Below are 24,249 nucleotides of genomic sequence, written 5' to 3'. Positions count from 1 at the left end.
CAAGTGATAGGCAGTTAGAAGCAGAGCCGGAATTTCAGGAGAGATGCGACCGTGCGCGAAATCACCCACAAGCTTGCCTTCGCCCATGATGGTTCGGCCCCCCGCCATGGTGACGTGTTCGATCCAAATAACGGTGTCGTTCAGGCGCGTGTGCCTCTTGGAGACGCGGCGCTGCTGGATCGTGCGGTGGCCGCCGCGCACGCTGCGCAACCCGCGTGGGCCGCGATGAATCCGCAGCGGCGCGCCCGGGTGCTGTTCCGCTTCAAGCAATTGGTCGAGGACAATATGCAATCGCTCGCCGAATTGCTGTCGTCCGAGCATGGCAAGGTGGTCGACGACGCCAAGGGCGACATCCAGCGCGGACTGGAAGTGGTCGAATTTTGCTGTGGTATCCCCCACATGCTGAAGGGGGAATATACCCAAGGCGCCGGGCCGGGAATCGACGTGTTCTCAATGCGCCAGCCTCTGGGCGTGGGCGCGGGCATTACGCCGTTCAACTTTCCCGCGATGATTCCGATGTGGATGTTCGCGACCGCCGTCGCGGTCGGCAACTGCTTCATCCTGAAGCCGTCGGAGCGTGATCCGAGCGTTCCCGTCCGTCTGGTCGAACTGTTTCTGGAAGCCGGCGCGCCCGAGGGCGTGTTGCAATGCGTCCATGGCGACAAGGAAATGGTCGACGCGATCCTGGACCATCCAGGCATCGCGGCGGTCAGCTTCGTGGGGTCTTCCGACATCGCCCATTATGTCTATCGGCGCAGCACCGAAGCCGGCAAGCGCGTGCAAGCCATGGGCGGTGCCAAGAATCACGGCATCGTCATGCCCGACGCGGATATGGACCAGACCGTCGCCGACCTGATGGGCGCAGCCTTCGGATCGGCGGGCGAGCGATGCATGGCGCTGCCCGTAGTGGTGCCGGTGGGCGAGGACACGGCCGACCGTCTCCGGGAAAAGCTGGTCGCGGCGATGGGCACGTTACGCGTGGGTGTTTCGACCGACCCCGATGCACATTATGGCCCTGTTGTCACCGCCCAGCACAAGCAGCGTGTGGAACAGTGGATCCAGACCGGTATCGACGAGGGGGCGGAACTGGTGGTCGACGGACGCGGCTTCACCCTTCAGGGGCATGAACAAGGCTATTTCGTCGGCCCGACCCTGTTCGACCGCGTGACAACCGACATGACCGCCTACAAGGAAGAGATTTTCGGCCCGGTGCTGCAGATGGTACGGGCCGCCAATTTCGAGGAGGCGCTGGCGCTGCCGACCCGGCACCAATATGGCAATGGCGTTGCGCTCTTCACGCGCAACGGCCACGCAGCGCGTGAGTTCGTGTCGCGGGTGCAGGTCGGCATGGTCGGAATCAACGTACCGATCCCGGTGCCGGTCAGTTACCACAGCTTCGGCGGATGGAAACGGTCGGGCTTTGGCGACCATAATCAATATGGCATGGAAGGCGTCCGGTTCTGGACCAAGGTCAAGACGGTGACGCAACGGTGGCCGGACGGCGGAGCGACCGGCGACAGCGCCTTCATCATCCCGACCATGGGATGAATTGCCTGAGGCATCCGACGCCGAAGCCGGATGCCTCAACATTTGCCGCCAATCCATGTATCGACAGGACATGATGGACAATCCCTTCGACCTTACCGATGACCAGCGCGCCATCCAGGACATGGCGCGCAAGTTCACCGCCGACGCGATCACGCCCTTCGCCGCCGAGTGGGACGAGAAACATATCTTTCCGCGGGACACGATCCGCGCTGCCGCACAGCTTGGCTTCGGCAGCATCTATGTGTCGGAGGAGGCGGGCGGTATCGGCCTGGGGCGGCTGGAGGCGGCGCTGATCATGGAAGCGATGGCCTATGGCTGCCCTTCCACCAGCGCTTTCATATCCATCCACAACATGGCGAGCTGGATGATCGACCGGTTCGGTTCCAGGGCACTGAAGGACAAATATCTGCCCGGCCTTGTCCCCATGGACATCATGGCCAGCTATTGCCTGACCGAGGCAGGATCGGGATCGGACGCCGCCGCGCTCAAGACGCGCGCCGTGCGCGACGGCGATCATTTTGTCGTTACCGGGTCCAAGCAGTTCATTTCGGGCGGCGGCGAGAATGACCTTTACGTGACCATGGTCCGCACCGGGGACGACAGCCCCAAGGGGATCAGTTGCCTGGTGATCGAAAAGGACATGGCCGGCGTCAGCTTCGGCGCACAGGAACGCAAGCTGGGGTGGCATTCGCAACCCACCGCGCAGGTCAATTTCGATGGCGTGCGCGTGCCGGCGGAAAATCTTGTCGGGAGCGAGGGGGAAGGTTTCCGCATCGCGATGATGGGGCTGGACGGGGGCCGGCTCAACATCGGCGCCTGCTCGCTGGGGGGGGGGCAGCGTTGCATCGACGAGGCGTTGGCCTACACCAAGGATCGCAAGCAGTTCGGACAGGCTATCGCGGATTTCCAGAACAGCCAGTTCATGCTGGCCGACATGCAGACGGAACTGGAAGCCGCGCGCATCCTGCTCTACGCCGCAGCCGTCAAGGTAACCGCCAACGCCCCCGACAAGACGCGCTTCGCCGCCATGGCCAAGCGGCTGGCGACCGATACGGGATCCGCGGTGGTGGACCGCGCACTCCAGCTTCATGGCGGCTACGGCTATCTGATGGACTATCCGGTGGAGCGTTTCTGGCGCGACCTGCGCGTCCATTCGATCCTGGAAGGCACCAATCAGGTCATGCGCATGATCATAGCGCGCGACATGCTGCGGCAATAGGGGGAAGGCGCGTCGTGACCGATCAACTTCTGATTTCGGTGGAGAATGGCGTCGGACGCATCCGGCTCAACCGTCCCAAGGCGATTCATGCCCTGACGTCGCAGATGTGCGCAGGCATGATCGACACGCTTCTGGCCTGGCGCAAGGACGACAATATGGTCGCGGTGATGATCGACCATGCGGAGGGAAGAGGTTTTTGCGCCGGCGGCGACATCGCCATGCTAGCAACCAGTGCACAAGGCGATTGTCGGGAAGCGGAAGAATTTTTCTTCCTCGAATATCGATTGAATCACCTGCTCTTCGTCTATCAAAAGCCGGTCGTGGCGTTCATCGACGGCATCGTGATGGGGGGCGGCGTCGGCATTTCCGATCCGGCGCGCTATCGCGTCGCGACCGAACGCACGACCTATGCCATGCCCGAAAGCGGCATCGGCCTGTTCCCGGATGTCGGCGGCGGCTGGTTCCTGCCACGCATGCCCGGCCGCACCGGCGCTTGGCTTGCCACGACCGGCGCGCGAATTAAAGGCGCCGATTGCGCCGCGATCGGCATCGCAACCCATTATATGGCATCGGACAGGCTGGATCTGGTCAAGGCCGAAATACTGGCCGATCCTGCAAGGTTGCCCGAGATACTGGATCGAAACGCAGAAGCCCCGCCGCCATCCGACTGGGAATCGCAGCGCGCCGACATCGACCGTCTGTTCGCCGCTGATCGATACGAAGATATTCTTGCCGCTCTCGCGGCCGATGGCGGTGCGTGGGCCAACGCCCAGCGTGCCGTGCTTGCCACCAAATCGCCTCAGGCGATCAAGGTCGCGCTGCGTCAGATGCGGGAAGGTGCTGCCTTCACCGACTTCGCCGACAATATGCGCAACGAATATCGGCTTGGCTGCCATGTCATTCGCCGGCCAGACTTTGTCGAGGGCGTGCGCGCCGTCATATTCGATAAGGACAATGCCCCGCGCTGGAACCCGGCGACGCCCGAAGACGTGACGGATGCCCTTGTCGGCAGCCTGTTTGCCCCGCTACCGGCGGAAAGGGAATGGACCCCGCTCCCCGAACTGGAGGCTTGAAGACATGTCATACGAAACGATCCTGGTAGAACAGCGCGGCGCAGTGACGCTGATCACGCTCAACCGGCCGCAGGCGCTGAACGCCCTCAACAGCCAGGTGCTCAAGGATCTGAGCGCTGCCTTCGCGGCCTATGACGCCGATCCGACGCAGCTTTGCGCGGTGCTTACGGGTAGCGGGGACAAGGCCTTTGCCGCCGGCGCCGACATCAAGGAAATGGCGGACAAACCCGCCGCCGACTTTTTCCTGGAGGATTTCTTTTCCGGCTGGCAATCGCATGTTGTCTCGACCCGCAAGCCATGGATCGCCGCCGTCAACGGCTTTGCGCTGGGCGGCGGATGCGAACTGGCGATGATGGCGGATTTCATAATTGCTTCGGAAAGCGCCAAATTCGGGCAACCCGAAATCAAGCTGGGCGTAGCACCGGGCATGGGCGGGTCCCAGCGCCTCACGCGCGCGGTGGGCAAGGCCAAGGCGATGGAGATGTGCCTCACCGGACGGATGATGGACGCCAAGGAAGCCGAGCGGTCGGGCCTGGTGTCGCGCATCGTTCCCGCCGCCGATATGATCGAGGATGCGCTCACGACGGCGGCGACCATCGCATCCATGCCGCCGATGGCGACGATGGTGAACAAGGAAATGGTGAATATCGCCTTCGAAACCGGGCTTGCGCAGGGCCTGCTCACGGAACGTCGCCTGTTCCAGATCCTGACCGCGACGGACGACAGGAAGGAAGGCATGAGCGCATTCGTCGAAAAACGCGCCGGGGTGTGGAAGGGGCGCTGATGCCCCTCCCCGCCCGATATTTCAGGCTTTGAAGAGGATAAGGGAATGACCGGCACGATCGCCTTCATCGGCCTTGGCAATATGGGCGGCGGAATGGCCGCCAATCTGCTGAAAAACGGCTTCGCCGTGCGCGCGTTCGATCTGTCGGACGAAGCGCTCGCGAAAGCCGAGAGCCACGGTGCCCTGCGCGCGGCGAGCGCGGCCGACGCGGTTGCCAATGCGGACGCCGTCGTCACGATGCTCCCGGCCGGCAAGCATGTCGAGGCGGTCTATACCGGGGACGTGTTCGGGGCTGCGAAATCCGGCGCGGTCTTCATAGATTGCTCCACCATCGATGTCGCCACCAGTCGTCGGGTCATCGCCGCGGCGCAGGACAATGGCTTCGCGATGGTCGATGCGCCGGTGTCGGGCGGCATCGCCGCGGCGGCGAGCGGTACGCTGACTTTCATGGTGGGTGGAGACGGGAGCGCATTTGCGCAATCCCGGCCGATCCTGGCCGCCATGGGCAAGGCGGTCATCCATGCCGGCGGCCCAGGTAACGGACAAGCGGCCAAGATCTGCAACAACATGCTGCTGGGCGCGACGATGATCGCCACCTGCGAAGCCTTTGCGATGGCACAAAAGATCGGCCTGGACCCGCAGACATTCTACGATATCGCCAGCATATCTTCGGGCCAGAGCTGGTCGATGACCAGCTACTGCCCGGTGCCCGGTGTCGGCCCGCAAAGCCCCGCCGATCGCGACTATGAAGGCGGCTTCGCCACCGCGTTGATGCTGAAGGACCTGAAGCTTGCGACCGAAGCCGCCGCCGCCGTTGGAGCGTCGGTACCCATGGGCCATGCGGCCGAAGCGCTCTATCAGATGCTTGCCAACAGGGGTCAGGACCACCGCGACTTTTCCGCGATGATCGAACTGCTGGCCTGAACCGCCTTTGCCGCGATCGTTGATCGCGGACAGGATGCCATGCGCCCGCACAAGATGACGATGATCGATCATTGCTCCGTCCGGCTGCAATGCGCCGGCGTCGGGTCCGGCATCGGACTGTCGAGTCGTTGTTTCCACGTCGGCCTGTTATCCATTGCCCGCCTCCGTCGCTCATTTTCCCAACCGGGAAATCATTGGCCGGCCATGCTGTCAACGCCTCTGGCCTGGATCGGTTGTCGCCATAAACGGGACCCATGAAGTTTATCGCATACGCTGTTGCGAATTTGAAGCCAATCTGCGATATTTCCGGCCTTCAAGCTTCAATATGCCGGGCGGGTCAACCGATGAATGCAATTGTGGACCAGATTGGTGATTTGGCCGAAGCGGGCGAAAAGATGGTGGAACGCCTGCGTCGCAAGGCGTTTTTACCCGAAAGCCGGAAGGAATTGAATGTTCGTTTCGGCATCGCCGAGGCGGCACATTTGCTCGGCTGCTCAACGAATCGCATTCGCATGGCGGAGGAGGATGGACGGCTTCCCCCTGCCCCGGCGACACAAAATGGTCGCCGTCCGGGATATAGCGTGGCTGAAATGCTCAACATGCGGAGCATATTGGGCGCTTCGCCCGAACGGGCGCCGCTCGACATACCGGCCATCATCGCCGTCCAGAATTTCAAGGGCGGCGTCGGCAAATCGACAGTCACGACCCATCTTGCTCATTATCTGGCGGTACAGGGCTATCGCGTACTGGTGGTCGACTGCGACAGTCAGGCGACCACCACTACCTTGTTTGGATTCAACCCGCATTTCAATATCCAGCGCGATGAAACGCTCTATCCCTATCTGTCCATCGATCCGACGCAGGTCGATCTGCTATATGCGGTCAAGCAGACGCCATGGCCCAATGTCGACCTCATCCCTTCCAATCTGGAACTGTTCGACGTCGAATATGAACTGGCGGCGGCGGGCAGCGACGGTGGGTCTGTGCTCGCCGCCCGGTTTCGCAAGCTGAAGCAGGGGCTGATGGATCTGGCCCGTAATTACGACGTCGTGCTGCTGGACCCGCCCCCCGCGCTCGGCACCATCAGCCTGGCGGTGATGCAGGCGGCCAACGCCTTGCTTGTGCCGCTGGCGGCAACGACACCGGATTTCTGCTCAACCGTGCAATTCCTTTCGATGATGGATCAGGTCATCGGTCAGTTGCAGGGTGCCGGCATCGCCGTCGACTACAGTTTCGTGCGCCTTCTCTGTTCCAAGTTTGACGCCAACGATCCCAGCCATGCCATGGTCCGGGCAATCATGGAACAGAGTTTCGGTCCGGCACTGCTACCTGTTCCAATTCTCGATTCGGCGGAAATCAGCCATGCGGCCATGCGCATGATGACGATCTATGAGCTTGAAAAGCCGATCGGAACGCCCCGCACGCACAAGAGATGCCGCGCCAACCTGGATCAAGCGATGGGCCAAGTAGAAGCGCTGGTGCGACAGGGATGGGGTCGTGTCGCTCCGGCACGCGAAGAGGACATCGTCAATGCGGCCTGATCCTCTTTCTCCCGCACACATGTTCTCTTTATGTTCCTCGCCAAAGGGAGGTGCGGATGGCGCGTAAGCAAGCAGATTATCTGGCTGCCTTGCTGTCGGATGAGACCGAGGTCTCCTCTCCTGCCGCAACGGCACCCTCTGCGCCGACACAAGAAACAGCACCGGCCATCCAATCCAACCCGACCGCGCGTCATGATCGCGCGCGCGGTACCACGCTGCTGGGCAGGGAATCGGCGCTAGCTCGTTTGGCGTCTGGCGAGGTTCGGCAGGTGACGCAATTGCTGCTGGATCCGGCGCGCGTGCGAATCTGGTCCGGCAACGCGCGCCACTATTCCCATCTCACGGAAGAAAATTGCCGTGAACTGATCGACTCGATTGTCTCCGAGGGCGGACAGAAGGTGCCAGCCGTCGTCCGGCGGGTGGAAGGCGATCCCGATCATGATTATGAGGTCATCGCCGGAACGCGGCGCCACTGGTCGATCAGTTGGCTACGATCGCATAGCTATCCCGACCTGCACTTTGTCGCGCAGGTGGCAATGCTGGACGACGAGGCAGCTTTTCGTCTCGCGGATCTTGAGAACCGGGCGCGCAAGGATGTTTCCGATCTGGAACGCGCACAGAATTACGCCGCCGCCTTGACCGCACATTATGGCAATCACCTGACCCGCATGGCCGAACGGCTCAAGCTGTCAAAGGGCTGGCTGTCGAAGATGATCAAGGTGGCGGGCCTTCCAGAGGGGGTAATTGCAGCGTTCGCTTCCCCGGCGGATGTGCAACTCAAGCCCGCATATGGTCTTGCTCAGGCTCTTGACGATCAGTCCGCAGCGCGTGCCATCATGGACGAGGCCCGCATCTTGCGCGACGAACAGACGCGCCTTTCCGCGCGGGGCGATGCCGCTCTGCCGGCGGGAGAAGTCGTGCGCCGGCTGCTTGCTGCCCCTCGCGCCGTGAATGCGACACGCAAGGATGAGCCCTATGTCTGGACCAGCCGCCATGGCCGCCCTGCCCTGTCCGTACAATCCGTCAATCGCCAGGGAATCACGCTTCGCCTCCATGCGGGCTCGGGCGCGGATACCGATGCGCTCGTCCAGGCGTTGCGCGACACGCTCGATCATCTGGAGCGACAGGGCCTGGGGTTGCAAAGGTGAATGCAGCGCACGCTGCTGTTTCCCCGGGGAAACAGCAGCCCTCCCCACTCGCTTTTGAACATATCGTTTCCCCGGGGAAACGGTCGACTCCCCAGAGCCCCGGCCGCTGGTTCGAAGCCGTACATGTGACCTGTGCGAGGCATCTGTCTCCATGACCCGCGCCGGAAAATCCGCAGTCAACGACCAGTTTGAACTGTTCCTGCCCTATATTGCGGACATCCCCTTGCGGGATCAGCGCGAGATGATGGAACGACCATTCTTCTCGCTCGCCAAATCCAAGCGCGTGAAGCCGATCGATTACACGTCCCCCGACGGCAAGGCCTGGGTCCATGTGTCCGCCAATCCCGATTACGGCATGGCGACAATCTGGGACGCCGACATATTGATCTATTGCGCTTCCGTCCTCGCGGACATGGCCCGGCGGGGCCTCAACGACATCCCCCGCAAACTTCATCTTATGCCCTACGACCTGCTGCGCGCGATTCATCGGCCGACGACGGGCCGCGCCTATGAACTGCTCGGACAATCGCTCGATCGCCTCGTCGCCACGACCATCAAAACCAATATCCGGGCCGAAAACCGGCGCGAAGCCACCTTTTCGTGGCTTGATGGCTGGACCCAACTTGTCGACGACCGCACCGAGCGATCCAGAGGCATGACCATCGAACTCAGCAACTGGTTCTACGAAGGCGTGCTGATGCAGGGCGGAGTGCTGTCAATCGACCGCGCGTATTTCGATCTGACCGGCGGACGCGAACGCTGGCTCTACAAGGTCGCCCGCAAACATGCGGGTGGAGCAGGGGAGGGGGGCTTCGCCATTTCCCTACCCACATTGTTCGAAAAGTCAGGGGCAGAGGGTGCCTATCGCCGTTTCAAGTTCGAACTCGCGAAGATCGCCGAGCGCGACCCGCTGCCCGGTTACAGCCTGGAATTGGAGCAGCCGGACGGCAAGCGAGAACCCTCGTTACGCATGCGCCGGCGTAAGGAGATGCCGGCTACCCCATCGCCCCGCCGATCGATGGGCAAAAAGGTGGAAGGCGCGCCAAGACCTCTTCATGTCGGCCCGGAAGCCCAGCCGGACGATGTCGATGCCAGCGCATTGATCCGGCGCAGCGTCGCCAGCCTGTCCGCCCGAGCCACGGCCGGAGGGATAACTGACGCCACCATGGCCGTGCTTCGTGCCGAATGTCCGGGCTGGGATTATCAGACATTACATCAGGAATTCCGGGACTGGATCGGGGCCGATCCTGAGCGCACACCGGTCAATTACCAGAAAGCCTTCATCGGCTTCGTCCGCCGGTTCAATGAGAAGAACCGGCACCTCTTGTAGATGCTCTTCCAAGCCGCTCTGCGCCATTGCCGCGGGCTAATGCTGCATCCCAGGCTTCGTCGCGCGGTTATGCCGGAATTTGCAGGATCGCCGTGCGATCAATGTGACGCATCGTATTTATGGTAACAGCCGTTCCCGAAGTGTCGGGCACAGACGTCGTCCACGCAGCTATGATTGATCAATCCGGTGACATGCCGCGTAGCGAGAAACTGTTTTGAACCACTTATCGCCAGGGACCTGTGAAAGTGATTCAATTGCAATGCTGCATTTGGCCATTTCCTTGTATCATCGACACTCCGGGAACGGCATTCGACATTCGAGGAACGATCCCCCGACATTTCGGGAACAACACTTTCGACATTCCGGGAACGAAATATCGATCCATCGGGAACCAGTCGATGTCGCGACTCCTGAGCATCGGCGGCTCGACTCGGCCAATGGCAGGCCGGTAACCTTCTAACTAAACAATTAACCTGGTAACCACGCAGAGATTTCCATTTTGGAAATGAGGAAGATTGTCAGCAACCGCTGGCTGCGCGTTCCATCAATTTGGTCGCACCCTGATGCGAAATCCCCAACAGGCGCGCGACCGCAACCCGTGACAACCCCGGATAAACGAGATTGAGGCGCCGGAACAAAGGCACATGACTTCTTCGTGTCAGGCCAGCGTCCTCAGGCAAGGCCCGCAGCAGCCGTTCCAATCGGTCCAGTTCCGACAAGCCGCTCCGCGCCTGATCCACGATCATCACCTGAAGTTGTTCTTCCAGGGCTTCCCTGTTGTCCGGTAGCAAGCGGGGAAGGGCGACCATGAGCGGAAGGCGCCGCAATGCCAGTCCGTTCGCCTCCAGCGCTGCCGGAAAATGACAGGCTATGATCCAGTTGAGATCGAAACTGCGCCCTTCAAAGCGCAACTGACGCCCATCAATCGTCGTCACAAGCTGATCCCGGGCGGTGAGCATGGCAGGCAAAGCCGCACGAACCGCCAGAACGCGGTCCGCCAGCGGGGCCAGACCGACAGAAGGGTAGGGTGCGCGAAGAAGCGTTTCGGCTTCTCTCCACACGGGCCCAAAGCGTACGAGGTCGTCCGGCGCCCAAAGCGCCGCTTCGGCACGGTCGTCGAGCAAAGTCCGCACCATGTTGAGCGTCGCCCGGGCAATCGGGTCGGCGCCGCTTTCCTCGGCCGACAGGGCGAAATGGAACAACGCTGCGATGGAAAGGGGGTCATCCAGTCCCTCGCTGTGGCGGGGGGGTGGGGTACGTGCGCAGATCCAGTCCTCAAGCGCTTCGATACCGATGGGCACGCCGGCCAGGGTGGCCAGTATCGACGCACCGCGCAGTCGCATCCTCGCCATCCATATATCTGCTGCGATACTGTTGGATAGACGCCCATCAAGGCGACCCAGCAGGAGCAGGGCAAGATCGGAAAAGTCGCGAGAAACCGCCATAATCGGCATTATAGCCGATCGTGTAATGTAACCAAAGTCAAAGTTGGTTACATTGTCTTTGATGCTTTGAGAGGGCCGAGTATGGCAACTAGATGCCGTTCGGGAGGCATCAATTCCATAGCATCCTTGTGATCCTGACGCCAGTTATCAATAGCCCATTGCCCGGCTGCGCCATCGGCTCGCAAGCGGAGGCAGTCCTCCACCTGCGGCGCCGAGCCTGTCCAAAGCGCTCATTTCGGCAGCAATGGTTTTCAAGTCCCGTTCGACCTCCAGTCCCAGCGCCGCGCCGAGCGACAAAGCTTCCGCGTTGGGCTGGGTGAAGCCAATCGCCACGAAATTATTGACGATCTTATTCCTCGTGCCCGTGCCCGGACCGCCGCAATCGACGATGGGCGTACCCATCAATTCAAGCAGGGGCAGGACGCGTTCCAGATGAGCCGGCTCCGCTCCGGCCATGATGATCGCGTACAGCCTGTGTATCGCTGAAACGGTCGCGTAACTCGCTCCAGTCGGTCGTAGGACGTTCCATCAGGGTCGCCGTGCCTGTCTCCTCCCGCTTCGTGCCTCTATATCATGCCGTCTCGACCATAGCCTCCATCGCCGCGCCGCCCATGCAATCGATCGCGGTCAGCGCGCCGTCATGGGTGGCCCCGGAAAACCCGAGGATGAGCGGCGTCCCGCTGATGACGGGACGCCTCGCGCGGAAGCGAAACGCTGTAATTGGCGCTTTTGGATGATGCCGCAGATACTGGTCGATCAGCAGGGTAGCGATCAGCGGTCCATGGACGACAAGCCCCGGATAGCCCTCGACATCGCGTGCATAGGGCAGATCATAATGGATGCGGTGCGCATTAAAGGTCAGCGCCGAATATCGGAACAGCAATGCCGGATCGGTCATGACCGTGCGGGCGAGGGCAGGGACGGATGCGGGCACATCTACTGCAGGTAGCGCCATCGTGCCGTCAGCCGCTTCGCGGTGAACGATGTCCTGTTTTTCCTCGATGCAGACCGTGCCGTTCACAGACAGTCGATGACGCAGGGTGGTGAAGCGTATGCGGCCGCTCCGCCCCTGCTTGTCCTCAACCGCAACCTGCTCGGTTCGGCGTTCAACCACGCTGCCGAGCGGAATCGGCGCCAGGAAACATATGCGGCTCCCGGCCCACATTCGTCGTGGCAATCCGTCGTCGGCGCGGCGGGGATGGCCGTCCGCACCCAGTTCAGACTGGCGCGTGTCGGGCGGAAACATCAGCCAGTGGGCGAGCGGCGGCAGGACGCCGGATGCCCATGGAGGATCGTCATGATCGAGCAGCGCGGCGAGCAGGCGCGCGTGGCGCGCGGCTGCCAGATCTAAGGCGACCGGGAGGGTGCTCATCCGAATTCCGCGCGAATGGCCACATCATGCGCGCCTAGCGCCGGCACGGGGAGGGCGGGGTACTCGTCGCCGTCCCAACGCGCGGGCGGCGCTGGTACCCTGGCCGGTCCGCTTTCGGTCTCGACGGTCACTCGCCGCAACTGGCTGTGACGGGACAGGCCATCGACCCCATTCAGCCGTGCCCAGGCAGTGCCCGCACGCTCCAGCCGGTCGATCAGCATATCGGGCATCAGCGCGCCGAACGTCTCGCCGACCAGCGCGTCCAGTACGGTCCGGTTGGCGCACCGCAACGCGTTGGACGCAAAGCGCTCATCGGTGGCGACGGTAGCGTCGCCCAAGACGATTGCGCAGAATTTCGCCCATTCGCGCTCATTCTGGATCGACACCACCAGTTGCGACCCGTCGGCGATGACGAAGGCGCCATAGGGCGCAATCGAGGGATGCTTGAGCCCCGCGCGCGCGGGCGCATTGCCGCTATAATCATAATGGAGCAGCGGGACGGCCATCCAGTCAGCCAAGGCATCGAACAGCGAAACCGCGATGCCCCGACCCCGACCGGTCTGTGCTCGTTCCAGCAGTGCCTGAAGGATCGCGGCATGCGCGTTCATGCCGCATGCTATGTCCGCGACCGACACACCGACCCGGGCGGGCCCCTCTTCAGTTCCGGTGATGCTGGCCAGCCCCGCTTCGCACTGGATCAGGAAATCATAGGCCTTCATCGTTGCAGCCGGTCCGCTTTCGCCATAACCGGAAATGTCGCATGTGATCAGCCGGGGGTGGGAAGCCCTCAGGTCAGCCGACCCGAAACCGGCCCTTGCGGCTGCGCCCGGTGCCAGATTCTGCACGAACACATCCGCCTTTCCGATCATGCGGCCGATCATCGCGGCGTCGTGCCGATTTTTTAGATCGATCCGCACCGATTCCTTGCCGCGGTTGAGCCATATGAAATAGGATGCCTGGCCGTTGACGACATGATCGTAGCCGCGCGCGAAATCACCGTCCGGTCGTTCGAGCTTGATAACGCGCGCGCCCGCTTCGGCCAGTCTGGCGGTGCAAAGCGGTGCCGCAACAGCCTGTTCCAGCGAAACGACCAGGATACCGTCCAGCGCCGCCACAGTCAGAAGCTCTTGGGCAGGCCCAGCACATGCGTCGCCACATGGCTGAGGATCAGGTTGGTGGAGATCGGCGCGACCTGATAGAGGCGCGTTTCGCGGAACTTGCGCTCGATGTCATATTCCTCGGCGAAACCGAAGCCGCCATGCGTCTGCACGCACATGTCGGCGGCAAACCAGGATGCCTCCGACGCCAGCATTTTCGCCATGTTGGCCTCGGTCCCCGGCTGAACACCGGAATCGAACAAGGCGGCCGCCTTTTCCACGACGGCCGCCGCCGCCGTCATCTGGACATGGGCCCGGGCGATGGGAAACTGGACGCCCTGATTCTGCCCTATGGCGCGACCAAATACCTGCCGGTCCTTTGCATAGGCGCTGGCGCGGTCGATGAAGAAGCGCGCGTCACCGATGCATTCGGATGCGATCAGGATACGTTCGGCGTTCATGCCGGAAAGGATGTACCGGAAACCCTTGCCTTCCTCGCCGATCAGATTTTCGACCGGGACGCGCAGGTTGTCGAAGAACAGCTCGGTTGTTGCGTGGTTCAACATCGTGCGGATCGGCCTGATGGAAAGGCCATTGCCCACCGCGTCGCGCATGTCGACCAGCAGGACGCTGATGCCGTCGGTCGGCTTGGCGCAATCCTCGCGCGGCGTTGTCCGCACCAGCAGCACCATAAGGTCGCTGTGCTCGGCACGGCTGATCCATATTTTTTGCCCGTTGACGACAAAATGATCTCCCTCGCGCCGGGCGAAGGTGCGGATACGGGTCGTGTCGGTACCGCTGGTCGGTTCTGTCACGCCAAAGGCCTGAAGCCGCAATTCCCCTGCCGCGATCTTTGGCAGATATTTCGCCTTCTGGCCTTCCGACCCGTGCCGTAGCAGCGTGCCCATCGTGTACATCTGGGCGTGGGCGGCACCCCCGTTGCAGCCTGACCGGTGTATTTCCTCCAGCACTGCGGTTGCCGCGGCAAGGCCCAGGCCCGATCCGCCATAGGCTTCGGGAATAAGGACCGAAAGCCAGCCTTCGTTCGCCAGCGTGGTCACGAACTCGGTCGGGTATCGCCGGTCAGCGTCCAGCGCCTGCCAGTAAGGACCGGGGAATCGTGCACATAGTCGGCGCACGCCCTCTCGAATATCGGGAAATGTTTCTTCGGTCTGGGCGATGCTCATGACGATCCGTCGGCGTTGCGGAAGCATAGACGACTAGGCAACGGCAACATTGCCGTAAAGTCGCCACTTCATGCTGAGATATGTCATCAGCGCATATCAGCGGATCACCTGCAACAGTTCCAGAAGATGTCCCTCGGGATCGGCGACATAGCATATCTTGATTCCGTGATCGGGAATTTCGACCGGCTCCGTTACCAGAGCTCCGCCACCGGCCCTGGCTGCGGCGATCGTTGCATCCATGTCGTCCACGTTCAGCCCGACCACGGCTTCGCCCAGCGGCGGGGCGGGGCGGTCGCGATACTGAAGGAGGTTGAGCTGCGTCGCCCCGCCTCCGACCGACAGGACCACTTCCTCCAGATCCCAGCCTCGTTCATTGATGTCGATCCTTGCGGCCACGGTCAGTCCCAGCGTATCGCAATAAAAGCGCTCCATCGCCTTGACGTCCGCGACGATGATCTTGGTGAAGGCGAAGCTCTTGATAAGCATGCAAAGTTCTCCCCATCCGAAATGACGGCGAATATCCCGCCGTCATTTCCGTTCCATCGTCGGTGATCAGATGCCGAGCAGATCGGCCGCCGACTTTCCAAAGAAACTCTCACGGGCCGACTGCGGCAGACCCTCAAGCTGCTTGTCATACAATGCCACGGCCTCCTGATGACCCTCGACATGGGGGAAGTCGGACGAGAAGACGATGATGCCTTCGGGCACCCGGTCGATCGTCGGGCGCAGAACATCCTGTTGGTGGACGACCGACACGCGCACTTGGCGCTGCACATATTCGCTTGGCTTCAGCGGATATTCGTAGGGCGCGAAACTGAGCATCCGCGGTCGTTTTTCGTCGGCTTCCAGGTCGATGGCCTCCAGAAAGTCCGGAAGCCAGTCGATGCCAAGTTCCGACACGATGACAGCCAGGCGAGGATAGCGCTCCAGCACGCCGCCGAACACCAGCGACGCGACTGCCAATTGAGGCACGAGACGGCGCGAAAGATTGGCTATCCGGTAGAAGGCCGCCATGTCGCCGCCATTGTTCGCCCAGCCCGGGTGCATGGCCGCGCGACCGCCGCCGACATGGAACAGGATGGCGACGCCCAGATCTTCGCACGTGGCCCAGAAGGGTTCGAAGTCTGGATGATTGAGCGCCTTGCCGCCATGTGGATCGGCCTTCACGAATACGGCGCGCGCGCCGCGCTCACGGCCGGCGACGACCTGCGCGATTGACCATTCGACGTCCATCAGGTCGATGACCGTCGCGGGAATGAGGCGATCAGTGTAGCCTGCGAGCTGTTCGGTCGACCAGCGATTATATGTGTCCAGGGTTGCCAGCGCGAGCTCAGGAGCATTGCGCATGGCGTGGCGATAGGGGTGATAGCCGTTCGACGGCAACAATATCTGCTTGTCGATGCCCCGCTGGTTCATCCATTTGATACGCGGTTCGGGCTGGTAGGCTTCGGGCGAATAGGAGCCGGAATCGATCGCGATCTGGGGCGGGTCGCCGCCCTCCAGCGACCTTTTATAAGCATCGGCGACATATTCCGGGATCAGCGTCAGCGGATCAGGGCGCAGGGCCGGCGGCACGGAGGAAAAGAGATCGCCGACCAGGACATCGAGCAACTGTTCGGCAACAGTCATCTTCGGCAGCTTCGCCGCCAGGCTGGGGTTGGCCTTGGCGAACCAGTCGGCCGGTTCGTTGAAATGACTATCAACATCGATGATGCGCATCTGCCTCTCTCCAGTTCATCTTGGCCACGCGTTTCAGCCGTCACACGGTGTTCCGGTGGCGTCCGGGACTCCGCGCGCCGCATTGTCACCTGCTACTTCTATTCCGTCGCTTACCTGAGGCAAGGCAATTACGAACAAGCGTTCTTTTATGTGTCCGTCGCATGGCCCGCATGTGGCTCGATGCCGTCCAGCAGCATGTCCAGCGATGTTTCCCAATTGTCCGGATCGGCCGTCGCGGCCAGCATTTCGGCATGGGTCGAGAGCAGGGGCAGGTCTGAACGGGGACGGGCGAGGATGGTGCCGCGCACGGTCCGGGGGTAGTCGGCGGCATGGGCTCTGGCGTGCGATGCCAACAAGGCGGACCCCATGATGATCGCATCGACGGCGCGCAGCAGACGCAGGGCGCGATCCGCGCAAAAACCCCGCGATGTCATGACTGCGAGCCAGCCTTCGGCGCTGTCGAGTTTGGCGGCAGGGCTGATCTTGCCAGCGATGAGGAGCGGCAGCAATTGCGCATCGCTGCGAAACAATCCGTAGGCTGCCCGGGCGTAAGCGCGGGCATAAGCACGCCAGTCCTGCCCTTCATCGATGGGGAAGCGCTGGTCGGCCATCGCGTGGCGGGCCGCGAGGCTGATCAGTTCTTCGCGGTTCTTAACATAGTTGTAGAGGACCGCGACCCGTACGCCCAGGCTTTTGGCCAGAGCCGCCATAGTCAGGTCGTCCAGACCCAATGCGATTGCCGCCTCGATCACCTGATTGGTCGTCAATCGGCGGGGGCGTCCGGCGCGTCGCGGCGATCCGGTGCCTGCATTCATTGCCGGCCCGTTGCCGATGGGTGAGGGCGTAGTGACGGACATGCTTCTAGCTAGCGGGTGACCATATTGGTTTTCAAGGCCGCGATATTGCATATATGGTCGGTCGGAAATTTGTATCGTGCGTTGCAATTAATGCTATGTGCTGCGCTATAAGCAGGTGCGACAGGGCGAGATCGCCTTGTTGCGGAACGGTCTGCGGACAGCACCGACGAAAACCGGCACGGATTGAGGAGCAGGATGAGCGAGATGACCTGTCAGATGCCTCGTGGCGCAAGAGCGATCTGATGCGGGCCGCCGTTTTTATTGCGACCGGACAGCCGCTGGTCGTTGAAACCGTCACAGACCCGGTGCCAGATCCCGACCAGGTGATTTTGGATGTCGCCTATGCCGGTATCTGCGGATCCGATCTGCACATGACCGAAAATCCCAATATGACGCCCGGCATCATCCTGGGGCATGAATTTGCCGGAACGATTGCGGAAATCGGCAGCAATGTAAGCGGGTCTTGGCGCATAGGCGATCGGGTGACGGCGCTTCCGCTGAATGCCTGCTGCCATTGCGATGCGTGCGATGCCGACCTGCCTGCCCTGTGCCCGGATAATCTGTTTACCGGCACAACGCTTCGCATTCAGGGTGCCTACGCCCAGCTCGTGAAGGCCCGGGGGTCGATGCTGCAACGCCTGCCGGATGGTGTTGGATTCGAGGGAGGTGCCATGGTGGAGCCGCTCGCGGTGGGCCATCACATCGTTTCGATGGCGCGCATGCCGCACAATGCCGACGTGCTAATTCTTGGCGGAGGGCCAATCGGTATCGCTGTGGCATTGTTCGCCCGCCACGCCGGGGCGCGGAAAGTGGTCGTAAGCGAACGATCGCCGGACCGGCGATCGCTTGCGCGGGCGTCCGGCGCCACGCACGTCATCGATCCGGCGGCCGGCGATGTCGGGCGCGCGTTCGCCGCCATTGCCGGCGGGTGCAAGCCGCAGGTGGTGTTCGAATGCGTCGGGCTTCCGGGCATGCTGGATGAGGCTATCGCTCTGGTGGGCGTGCGGGGACAGATCGTTGTTGCGGGCGTGATCCTGAAGCAGGACAGCTTCCTGCCGATCGTCGCGTTGGGCAAAGAGGTGACGATACAGTATAGTCAGGCCTATACCGAGCGCGATTTCGAGGCGGTGATCGGCGCGATCGCGAAGGGGGAAGTGAAGCCTGGTCCCATTCACACCTCGACCGTCGGCCTTGATGAGTTGCCCGCAGCGTTTGAAGCGCTGCGGGGCCAGCCCCGGGAGTGCAAGGTGCTGATTAAGCCGTCCTGAAAGCGGCGGCGCGAACTTGAAAACCAGGAGAATGACGATGGCGACAGTGCTGGAGAAATCAGTGGAGATGCAGGGCGCCCGGTCGATGGGCCACATGGCGTTGCACTACAAGAACAAGGAGGAAGGCCCTCTGGCCGCTCGCCTGCTGACGATGCTGGGCTACGAACTGACCCAGGATCTGCTGCTGCCGAACGGCGCGCATTTCTATCGGTTCGTGGTCGACCCGAAGCACTCGCCGCGCGGCGACGGCATCGTCTATCTCTCGCTGATTCCCGATGCGCAGCGCGATCTTATGGATGCGATTCACAAGGCGCTGGATGTCGGCACCGATCATGAGCATGCCGCCGTCGTCGCCATGCGCGAGAAGATGGACCAGGACCCGGAATATAGTTTCCATTATGGCACGCTGCTCGAAAGCCTGGAGGATCTCGAAGCCATTTTCCTGGCGCTCGAGGATGCCAATCAGAATGACCCCGAACTCAAGGGGCGGCTGCGTTTGGTCTATAATCGTGCGCTGCCGGGCAATCCGGATGTCGATGCGCGTCTCGATGCGTCGCCGATCTATGGAGGGGTTACCCGCTACGCCTATGGCAAGAATGGCGTGCAGGCCTTTCTGGAAACCGACCTGTTGTCCAGCGGTATTTTGGGCGAGACGATGATGCTGGAATTCGACTATGTCTTTCCCGGCTATGATCGTCATGTCCTGTCGATCGTCGAGTGGGAATAGGCAGGAAAGCTGCTGTTTGAACGCCAGCGGCACAGCGTGATCTGCGCTGAAATCACATTGTAAAGGCGGACGCCGGCCGAGGGGAGGGCGTCCGTTTTCTTATTGATGCGCAAAAATCCCCAATGTTCATGTTATATAAGTAAATACTCACTTGATAAATGCGAGTTATCCCATATTGATCTGACAACGGGGCTTGAAAGCCGGATTCGGCGATCTCCCCTTGGACGGCAGACAGGAGCGGAACGGTGCAGGACGGCGTCATACCCCACAAGTTGGAAAATCTTCCGCTGGAGGACAGCGCCGCCTTGCGGGAGTCGATCGCGGCGACGGATATTCGCGCGTTGCTCATGACCTATGTCCATCTGAGTCGGGATGAAACGATGCTCGATCGTTTTGCGCCGCACTTGCCATCCGCCAGCCTGGGTGGCGTGCCCGATCCGTCGGACGAACTGCTGGCTTCCTTGCATGAACGGATGCGCGTCTTGCTGACGACGCCGGGCGCGGTGCCGGCGGAACCGATGTCGTTGGCCCTGCTCAACCGGATCATGAGCATCGGCATGGGCGAACCGGTCGAAGACGAGTTCATTCCGCTGCTGTTGGAACAAACCGGGCTTGGCCCCCAGCATGAACGTTCGGGGCGTCCGGCGCGTCGGTCCATTCCGGCCGATTACAAGGTCCTGGTGATCGGTGCGGGCCTGACCGGCATTGCCACCGGCATCAAGCTGGCCGAGGCCGGCTATGCCTATGAGATCATCGAGAAGAACCCCGAGGTTGGCGGGACCTGGTGGAACGCCCGCTATCCGGGCGTCGGGGTCGATACGCCCAGCCACTTCTATTCCTATTCCTTCGAACTCAATCCCGACTGGACGACATACACGCCGGCGGGCGGTGAGATGCAGGACTATCTGGTCCGCACCGCCGACAAATATGGCGTGCGCACGCATACCCGGTTTAACACGATGGTGGTCGGCATCCGCTGGCATGAAACGGACTTGTTGTGGGATGTGACGGTTCGATCGGCCGACGGTACCCACTCCGTGCTGCGCGCCAATGCCGTCATCAACGCCCATGGACCGATTAGCCGTTGGGAATGGCCTAAGATCGACGGGCTCGCGGATTTCCAGGGCGTGAAGATGCATACCGGCGACTGGAAGGCGGATGTCGACCTGAAAGGCAAGCGCGTCGCGTTGGTCGGTACCGGCGCCAGCGCCGCACAATGCGGCCCGGCCATCGCCGGGGAGGTCGGCAGCCTGACGGTATTCATGCGATCCGGCCACTGGGTGTTGCCCAATCATATCGCCGGAAAGCCCGTACCCGAGATGGTCAAATGGGCGATGCGCCACATACCCAACTATCTCGAATGGTTCCGCTTTTCAGTCTACTGGACGGGATCGGACGGACTATATCCAAATTTGCTGAAGGACCCGGAATGGAATGGCGGCGACCTTTCGATATCGGCGGCCAACGCGGCATTGCGCGATTATTGCCTACATAATCTGCACACCAAATTGGCGGGACGCCCCGACCTGATCGAAAAGCTCACACCCGACGCCCCGGTCTTTTCCAAGCGGATCGTCATGGACACAAACTGGCTGCCCATGTTCATGCGCGACAATGTGTCGCTGGAGACGGCAGGAATAGAACATATTACGCCTAGTGGAATTCGAACCACCGACGGTACCGACCATGCGTTCGACGTGATCATCTTTGCAACGGGCTATAATCTTGCCCGTATGACCGGCTCGCTCGACATCATCGGGCGCGATGGTCGTAATCTGGGTGAGGAATGGGGTGACGAGGATCCGGAAGCCTATCTGGGCCTGACGGTGCCCGGCTACCCGAATTACTTCCATATGACTGGCCCTAACAGCGGCCCCAACCATGGGGCGGGCATCAACTTGTTGAGCGAGGCGCAGATTCACTATGTCATAGAATGCCTCGACCATCTGGTCGAAAACGGGCAGGCGGCGATGGAACCGACCCAGGGGGCCTGTGATGCGTTCAATGCGCGGGTGCAGGCCCAGATGCCGAACATGATCTGGACCCATCCGAAGGCCAAGACCTACTACAAGAACAGCAAGGGCAAGGTCATTGTTTCCTGGCCGTTCCGGCTTGTGGACTATTGGAGGGAAAGTCGTGCTCCCCAACTTGCGGATTATGACTTCCATGCTCTAGCGCGCGCGATGGAAACCGTTTCACCATGAGGTCGACAGCCAGTTTTTCCACGGAGCGGGAAGGTGAGCGGCGGGCCTGGACCTCGACCACCCTAGACCGCTAGGAACCGGCGAACAGGGAAAAGCGCGCCGTCGCCAGCCCGACCGAAGGAGCGGCGACGATCCGAATGCTCAATTGACCCCGACCGCAACCGACGATGGCGCCCAGATGCCCGGGAAGCCGCGACGCATGGCGTTGCGCGCGTTTCTGGCGCAGAATAGTGCCGTGGGCCTTGCCTATGGCGGTTTCGGCGTGACGATCCTGCCGATGCAGGACCGTTTCGATGCGGGGCGTGGGGCGGTATCGCTCGGACTTTCGCTTGTCGTGCTGTCCACCGGGCTCGCGGCGCCGCTGGTCGCTTCACTGGCGCAGCGTTTCGGCTTGCGGAGAATTATCGTCACCGGCTCGATGCTGTGCTGTCTGGGCTATGCCGCCCTCAGCATCGCGCCCAGTCTGCCGCTGGCGCTGATGGCCTATGCCCTGCTTCTGGGTCCGGGGGTCGGACTGGCGGGGACGCTGCCGTCCAGCATGCTGGCAAGCGGATGGTATCCGCATGCGCGCGGCCGAGCGATCGGGGTGACCACGATGCCGGTCGTGCTGGCGATCACGCCGATAGCTGGTGTTGCGATCATCACACGGTTCGGCCTGCCAGCCTTCTTCCTGACGCTGGCCGGGCTGCACTTGCTGACCGTGCCGATGCTGCTCGGCATAGAAGAGGCTCCGGTTCCGGAGCGGGCATCGCCGTCCACCATGTCGGCGCCTCCGCATGGCCGGGTGATGACTTTGCAGGCCATTGTATCGCGTCGCCTGTTCTGGATCATCCTGATCGGAGGCGGGTTGCTCAACGCCGCGGGCATCATCGGCACGGTCCATATGGTCGCGGTTGGAATTGAACGCGGGCTACCCCCGTCGCAGGCGGCGATGCTGGCGTCCCTGATGGGGGCAGCGAGCATTTTCGGCGCGGTCGGTGTCGGCTGGCTGGGTGACCGCCTTGGCGGGGCATGGTCGCTCGCGCTGATCGCCATAGGCTTCGCCATCAGCTGGGCGCTCATAGCCATTACCGGCTGGTTGCCCATGATGATCCTCGCCATTCTGATGCTGGGCGCCGCAGGACCGGGTGTGTTCACGAGCCTCAGCCTTCTGTTCGGGCATCTTTTCGGCGGGGCGTCGATGCCGCGGGCGATCGGGTTGTTCAGCATGTTCAGCGTGCCCTTTACCTTCTGCCTGCCCCCGCTCGCTGGCTGGATGCACGACGTAGTGGGGAATTACCTCCCGGTCATGATCGCCATCATGTGTGGCGGGTTCCTCATCGCCATTCTCTTCAGCCTGATTGGTCGCAGGGAACCGGCGCGCAAGAACCCGATCGAACGGTCCTGACCGATATCCAAATGCAGAAATGCGTAGCGATTACCAAGTTCGTTTGCGCAATGATGATGGTGTGCTTAGGAAGGGCAACGAACCGGAGCCGGACTCGGGAAGGGAGAGAAAAAGTTGACCGCGACGATCGAACAACTGGCGGAGCGCCTGAGTGTCCTGGAGGACAAGGAAGCCATTCGTGTGCTGAAGTCCCGCTACCTGCGCGCCTGCGATCTCAAGCAGCCGGCGCAAGTGCGCGACTGTTTCCTGCCTGAAGCCGTGCACATCGAATATCAGGGCTTTCCGCTTTTCACCGATCGTGACGCCTTCGTCGCGACATATGAAAGCATGGCCTGTCAGGGCGGGGTGTATGATATTCACCACGCCGCCAACTGGGACATCGAATTGACCGGCCCGGATGAGGCGAGAGGCATATGGTCGCTCAATTTTCGCACGATCCTTACCGGTCCGCGCCAGATCAATCGGCTGGCAGTGGAGTATGACGACATTTATCGCCGGGTGGACGGTCGCTGGTGGATCGCGCGCTCGGTCAGCCGGGTGACATCCATGCTGTCCGAACAGATTGGAGAGGATGGATCGATCAGCGTGATCGCTTCCGGCGCGGTGCCTGCCACGTAATAGCAGCGGACAGCGGGACAACATAAACGGGGAGGGTGGCGGTGGAAGCTGAACAGAGTGACGGACCATTGCCGGGACAGGCCGCCCGTTTTCATGGAGGGCCGCACGTCATCATTCTGGCGCTTGGCATTCCGGTTCTCATCTCCATGCTCGCGTTGGCGATCGCCCCGGGCGTGCTGGAAATGGCAAAGGAATTCGGCGCGCTGACGGCGCAACTGGTTCTGACCCTTCCGGCATTCACGATGATCGCGGGCGCGGCCGGCGCAGGCTATCTGTCCGAACGCTGGGGCCGTCGCGCCGTGATCGCCATGTGTCTTTTGATATATTCGGTGGCGGGTCTGGCGGGCGGGATCGCGCCCGGGCTCATGCTGCTGGTCGTTGCCCGCGCAGTGAGTGGATTTGCCGGCGGGGTCCTGCTCACAGCGGTCTATGCCGTCATCGGCGAATATTTCGAGGGCTCTCGCCGCGAAACGATCCTAGGCCTCATGTCCACGGCTGGGTCCGGCGCCTCGCTCGCCCTGCTGGTCGTCATGGGATTGGTGGTCGAACAATTCGGCTGGCGTGCGCCCTTCGTCCTTTACGCTTTGGGCCTGCTGTTGCTGCCCAGCACCCTGATCGGTCTGCATCGGGGTCGTTCGGCGCCGGGCGCCTTGCTCAGCTGGCGACCCGTCCTTGCGCGCTGGCCCCTCTATCTGCTGCTGACCGTTTATACCAACCTGCATTGATCACGACCCACATGCCCATTTGCGGCGTCCGATTGTCATGATGCGCCACGGCTGATCGACGAGCCTGTTCCAAGCT

22 protein-coding genes are annotated in these 24,249 nt (G+C 61.7%); 14 read left to right on the top strand and 8 right to left on the bottom strand.

The genetic code is table 11. From position 1 onward, the window contains the following. Nucleotides 1–51: 51 nt before the first annotated feature. The 8 genes from J3E64_RS16800 to J3E64_RS16765 all read left to right on the top strand — a co-directional run bounded on the left by J3E64_RS16800 (nt 52) and on the right by J3E64_RS16765 (nt 9,567). Nucleotides 52–1,548 carry a CoA-acylating methylmalonate-semialdehyde dehydrogenase gene (locus J3E64_RS16800; protein ID WP_253344192.1) on the top strand — a complete coding sequence of 499 codons (1,497 nt, stop codon included), beginning with the start codon at nt 52–54 and terminating at the stop codon, nt 1,546–1,548. Between the two features lie 73 nt (nt 1,549–1,621). Continuing rightward, entirely contained in the window at nt 1,622–2,767 is a 1,146-nt protein-coding gene (locus tag J3E64_RS16795; protein ID WP_253344301.1) for an acyl-CoA dehydrogenase family protein, read from the top strand. A gap of 14 nt (nt 2,768–2,781) precedes the next feature. Beyond that, complete coding sequence (locus J3E64_RS16790; protein ID WP_253344191.1) at nt 2,782–3,840, top strand: enoyl-CoA hydratase/isomerase family protein; 1,059 nt, start codon at nt 2,782–2,784, stop codon at nt 3,838–3,840. 4 nt (nt 3,841–3,844) lie between these two features. Continuing rightward, nucleotides 3,845–4,624, top strand: coding sequence for an enoyl-CoA hydratase-related protein (locus J3E64_RS16785; RefSeq protein ID WP_253344190.1), 780 nt, complete (start codon nt 3,845–3,847; stop codon nt 4,622–4,624). A 45-nt stretch (nt 4,625–4,669) separates the two neighbouring features. Further along, the gene (gene mmsB / locus J3E64_RS16780) at nt 4,670–5,548 is read left to right on the top strand and encodes a 3-hydroxyisobutyrate dehydrogenase (protein ID WP_253344189.1); all 879 of its coding nucleotides are present in this window, start codon (nt 4,670–4,672) and stop codon (nt 5,546–5,548) included. Between the two features lie 344 nt (nt 5,549–5,892). After that, nucleotides 5,893–7,089 carry an AAA family ATPase gene (locus J3E64_RS16775; RefSeq protein WP_253344188.1) on the top strand — a complete coding sequence of 399 codons (1,197 nt, stop codon included), beginning with the start codon at nt 5,893–5,895 and terminating at the stop codon, nt 7,087–7,089. A 56-nt stretch (nt 7,090–7,145) separates the two neighbouring features. After that, on the top strand, nt 7,146–8,237 hold the full coding sequence (locus J3E64_RS16770) for a ParB/RepB/Spo0J family partition protein (RefSeq protein ID WP_253344187.1): 1,092 nt from the start codon (nt 7,146–7,148) through the stop codon (nt 8,235–8,237). A gap of 151 nt (nt 8,238–8,388) precedes the next feature. Then, on the top strand, nt 8,389–9,567 hold the full coding sequence (locus J3E64_RS16765) for a replication initiator protein A (protein WP_253344186.1): 1,179 nt from the start codon (nt 8,389–8,391) through the stop codon (nt 9,565–9,567). A 518-nt stretch (nt 9,568–10,085) separates the two neighbouring features. Here the strand turns inward: J3E64_RS16765 and J3E64_RS16760 are convergent. The 8 genes from J3E64_RS16760 to J3E64_RS16725 form a co-directional block, all read right to left on the bottom strand. Then, nucleotides 10,086–10,910, bottom strand: a complete 825-nt coding sequence (locus tag J3E64_RS16760) for a hypothetical protein (RefSeq protein WP_253344185.1) — start codon at nt 10,908–10,910, stop codon at nt 10,086–10,088. Nucleotides 10,911–11,159: 249 nt separating this feature from the next. Continuing rightward, nucleotides 11,160–11,468: a hypothetical protein gene (locus tag J3E64_RS16755; protein ID WP_253344184.1), complete on the bottom strand. Its 309-nt coding sequence runs from the start codon at nt 11,466–11,468 to the stop codon at nt 11,160–11,162. A gap of 115 nt (nt 11,469–11,583) precedes the next feature. Beyond that, a complete protein-coding gene (locus tag J3E64_RS16750; RefSeq protein WP_253344183.1) occupies nt 11,584–12,384 on the bottom strand; it encodes an acyl-CoA dehydrogenase in 801 nt (266 codons plus the stop codon). Beyond that, the gene (locus J3E64_RS16745) at nt 12,381–13,499 is read right to left on the bottom strand and encodes a CaiB/BaiF CoA-transferase family protein (protein WP_253344182.1); all 1,119 of its coding nucleotides are present in this window, start codon (nt 13,497–13,499) and stop codon (nt 12,381–12,383) included. The genes J3E64_RS16750 and J3E64_RS16745 overlap by 4 nt, the downstream gene beginning before the upstream one ends. Before the next feature lie 2 nt (nt 13,500–13,501). After that, nucleotides 13,502–14,668, bottom strand: coding sequence for an acyl-CoA dehydrogenase family protein (locus tag J3E64_RS16740; protein ID WP_253344181.1), 1,167 nt, complete (start codon nt 14,666–14,668; stop codon nt 13,502–13,504). Between the two features lie 96 nt (nt 14,669–14,764). Beyond that, nucleotides 14,765–15,154: a VOC family protein gene (locus J3E64_RS16735; protein WP_253344180.1), complete on the bottom strand. Its 390-nt coding sequence runs from the start codon at nt 15,152–15,154 to the stop codon at nt 14,765–14,767. A 66-nt stretch (nt 15,155–15,220) separates the two neighbouring features. Next, a complete protein-coding gene (locus J3E64_RS16730; protein WP_253344179.1) occupies nt 15,221–16,387 on the bottom strand; it encodes an amidohydrolase family protein in 1,167 nt (388 codons plus the stop codon). 146 nt (nt 16,388–16,533) lie between these two features. Beyond that, nucleotides 16,534–17,244, bottom strand: coding sequence for a TetR/AcrR family transcriptional regulator C-terminal domain-containing protein (locus J3E64_RS16725; protein ID WP_253344178.1), 711 nt, complete (start codon nt 17,242–17,244; stop codon nt 16,534–16,536). 242 nt (nt 17,245–17,486) lie between these two features. Between J3E64_RS16725 and J3E64_RS16720 the strand changes: the two genes are divergently transcribed. From J3E64_RS16720 to J3E64_RS16695, 6 genes are all read left to right on the top strand, one after another. Further along, nucleotides 17,487–18,512, top strand: coding sequence for an alcohol dehydrogenase catalytic domain-containing protein (locus tag J3E64_RS16720; RefSeq protein WP_253344177.1), 1,026 nt, complete (start codon nt 17,487–17,489; stop codon nt 18,510–18,512). Nucleotides 18,513–18,549: 37 nt separating this feature from the next. Continuing rightward, nucleotides 18,550–19,239: a hypothetical protein gene (locus tag J3E64_RS16715; RefSeq protein ID WP_253344176.1), complete on the top strand. Its 690-nt coding sequence runs from the start codon at nt 18,550–18,552 to the stop codon at nt 19,237–19,239. Nucleotides 19,240–19,484: 245 nt separating this feature from the next. Further along, entirely contained in the window at nt 19,485–21,443 is a 1,959-nt protein-coding gene (locus J3E64_RS16710; RefSeq protein ID WP_253344175.1) for an NAD(P)/FAD-dependent oxidoreductase, read from the top strand. 178 nt (nt 21,444–21,621) lie between these two features. Further along, the gene (locus J3E64_RS16705) at nt 21,622–22,830 is read left to right on the top strand and encodes an MFS transporter (protein ID WP_253344174.1); all 1,209 of its coding nucleotides are present in this window, start codon (nt 21,622–21,624) and stop codon (nt 22,828–22,830) included. A gap of 114 nt (nt 22,831–22,944) precedes the next feature. Continuing rightward, nucleotides 22,945–23,448, top strand: a complete 504-nt coding sequence (locus J3E64_RS16700) for a nuclear transport factor 2 family protein (protein ID WP_253344173.1) — start codon at nt 22,945–22,947, stop codon at nt 23,446–23,448. Between the two features lie 41 nt (nt 23,449–23,489). Next, nucleotides 23,490–24,173: an MFS transporter gene (locus J3E64_RS16695; RefSeq protein WP_253344172.1), complete on the top strand. Its 684-nt coding sequence runs from the start codon at nt 23,490–23,492 to the stop codon at nt 24,171–24,173. Nucleotides 24,174–24,249 lie beyond the last annotated feature (76 nt).

The sequence above is a fragment of the Sphingobium sp. OAS761 genome, from assembly GCF_024168485.1.
Lineage (GTDB): Bacteria > Pseudomonadota > Alphaproteobacteria > Sphingomonadales > Sphingomonadaceae > Sphingobium.
Note: the sequence above shows the minus strand (reverse complement) of the source record. Positions and strands in the feature narration are given on the sequence as shown.

Coding starts and splice junctions, on each gene's coding strand:
- J3E64_RS16795 (WP_253344301.1), top strand. CDS start 1,622: ATGGACAATCCCTTCGACCTTACCGATGACCAGCGCGCCATCCAGGAC.
- J3E64_RS16785 (WP_253344190.1), top strand. CDS start 3,845: ATGTCATACGAAACGATCCTGGTAGAACAGCGCGGCGCAGTGACGCTG.
- mmsB (WP_253344189.1), top strand. CDS start 4,670: ATGACCGGCACGATCGCCTTCATCGGCCTTGGCAATATGGGCGGCGGA.
- J3E64_RS16775 (WP_253344188.1), top strand. CDS start 5,893: ATGAATGCAATTGTGGACCAGATTGGTGATTTGGCCGAAGCGGGCGAA.
- J3E64_RS16770 (WP_253344187.1), top strand. CDS start 7,146: ATGGCGCGTAAGCAAGCAGATTATCTGGCTGCCTTGCTGTCGGATGAG.
- J3E64_RS16765 (WP_253344186.1), top strand. CDS start 8,389: ATGACCCGCGCCGGAAAATCCGCAGTCAACGACCAGTTTGAACTGTTC.
- J3E64_RS16760 (WP_253344185.1), bottom strand. CDS start 10,910: ATGCGACTGCGCGGTGCGTCGATACTGGCCACCCTGGCCGGCGTGCCC.
- J3E64_RS16755 (WP_253344184.1), bottom strand. CDS start 11,468: ATGGCCGGAGCGGAGCCGGCTCATCTGGAACGCGTCCTGCCCCTGCTT.
- J3E64_RS16750 (WP_253344183.1), bottom strand. CDS start 12,384: ATGAGCACCCTCCCGGTCGCCTTAGATCTGGCAGCCGCGCGCCACGCG.
- J3E64_RS16740 (WP_253344181.1), bottom strand. CDS start 14,668: ATGAGCATCGCCCAGACCGAAGAAACATTTCCCGATATTCGAGAGGGC.
- J3E64_RS16735 (WP_253344180.1), bottom strand. CDS start 15,154: ATGCTTATCAAGAGCTTCGCCTTCACCAAGATCATCGTCGCGGACGTC.
- J3E64_RS16730 (WP_253344179.1), bottom strand. CDS start 16,387: ATGCGCATCATCGATGTTGATAGTCATTTCAACGAACCGGCCGACTGG.
- J3E64_RS16725 (WP_253344178.1), bottom strand. CDS start 17,244: ATGTCCGTCACTACGCCCTCACCCATCGGCAACGGGCCGGCAATGAAT.
- J3E64_RS16720 (WP_253344177.1), top strand. CDS start 17,487: ATGCGGGCCGCCGTTTTTATTGCGACCGGACAGCCGCTGGTCGTTGAA.
- J3E64_RS16715 (WP_253344176.1), top strand. CDS start 18,550: ATGGCGACAGTGCTGGAGAAATCAGTGGAGATGCAGGGCGCCCGGTCG.
- J3E64_RS16705 (WP_253344174.1), top strand. CDS start 21,622: ATGCCCGGGAAGCCGCGACGCATGGCGTTGCGCGCGTTTCTGGCGCAG.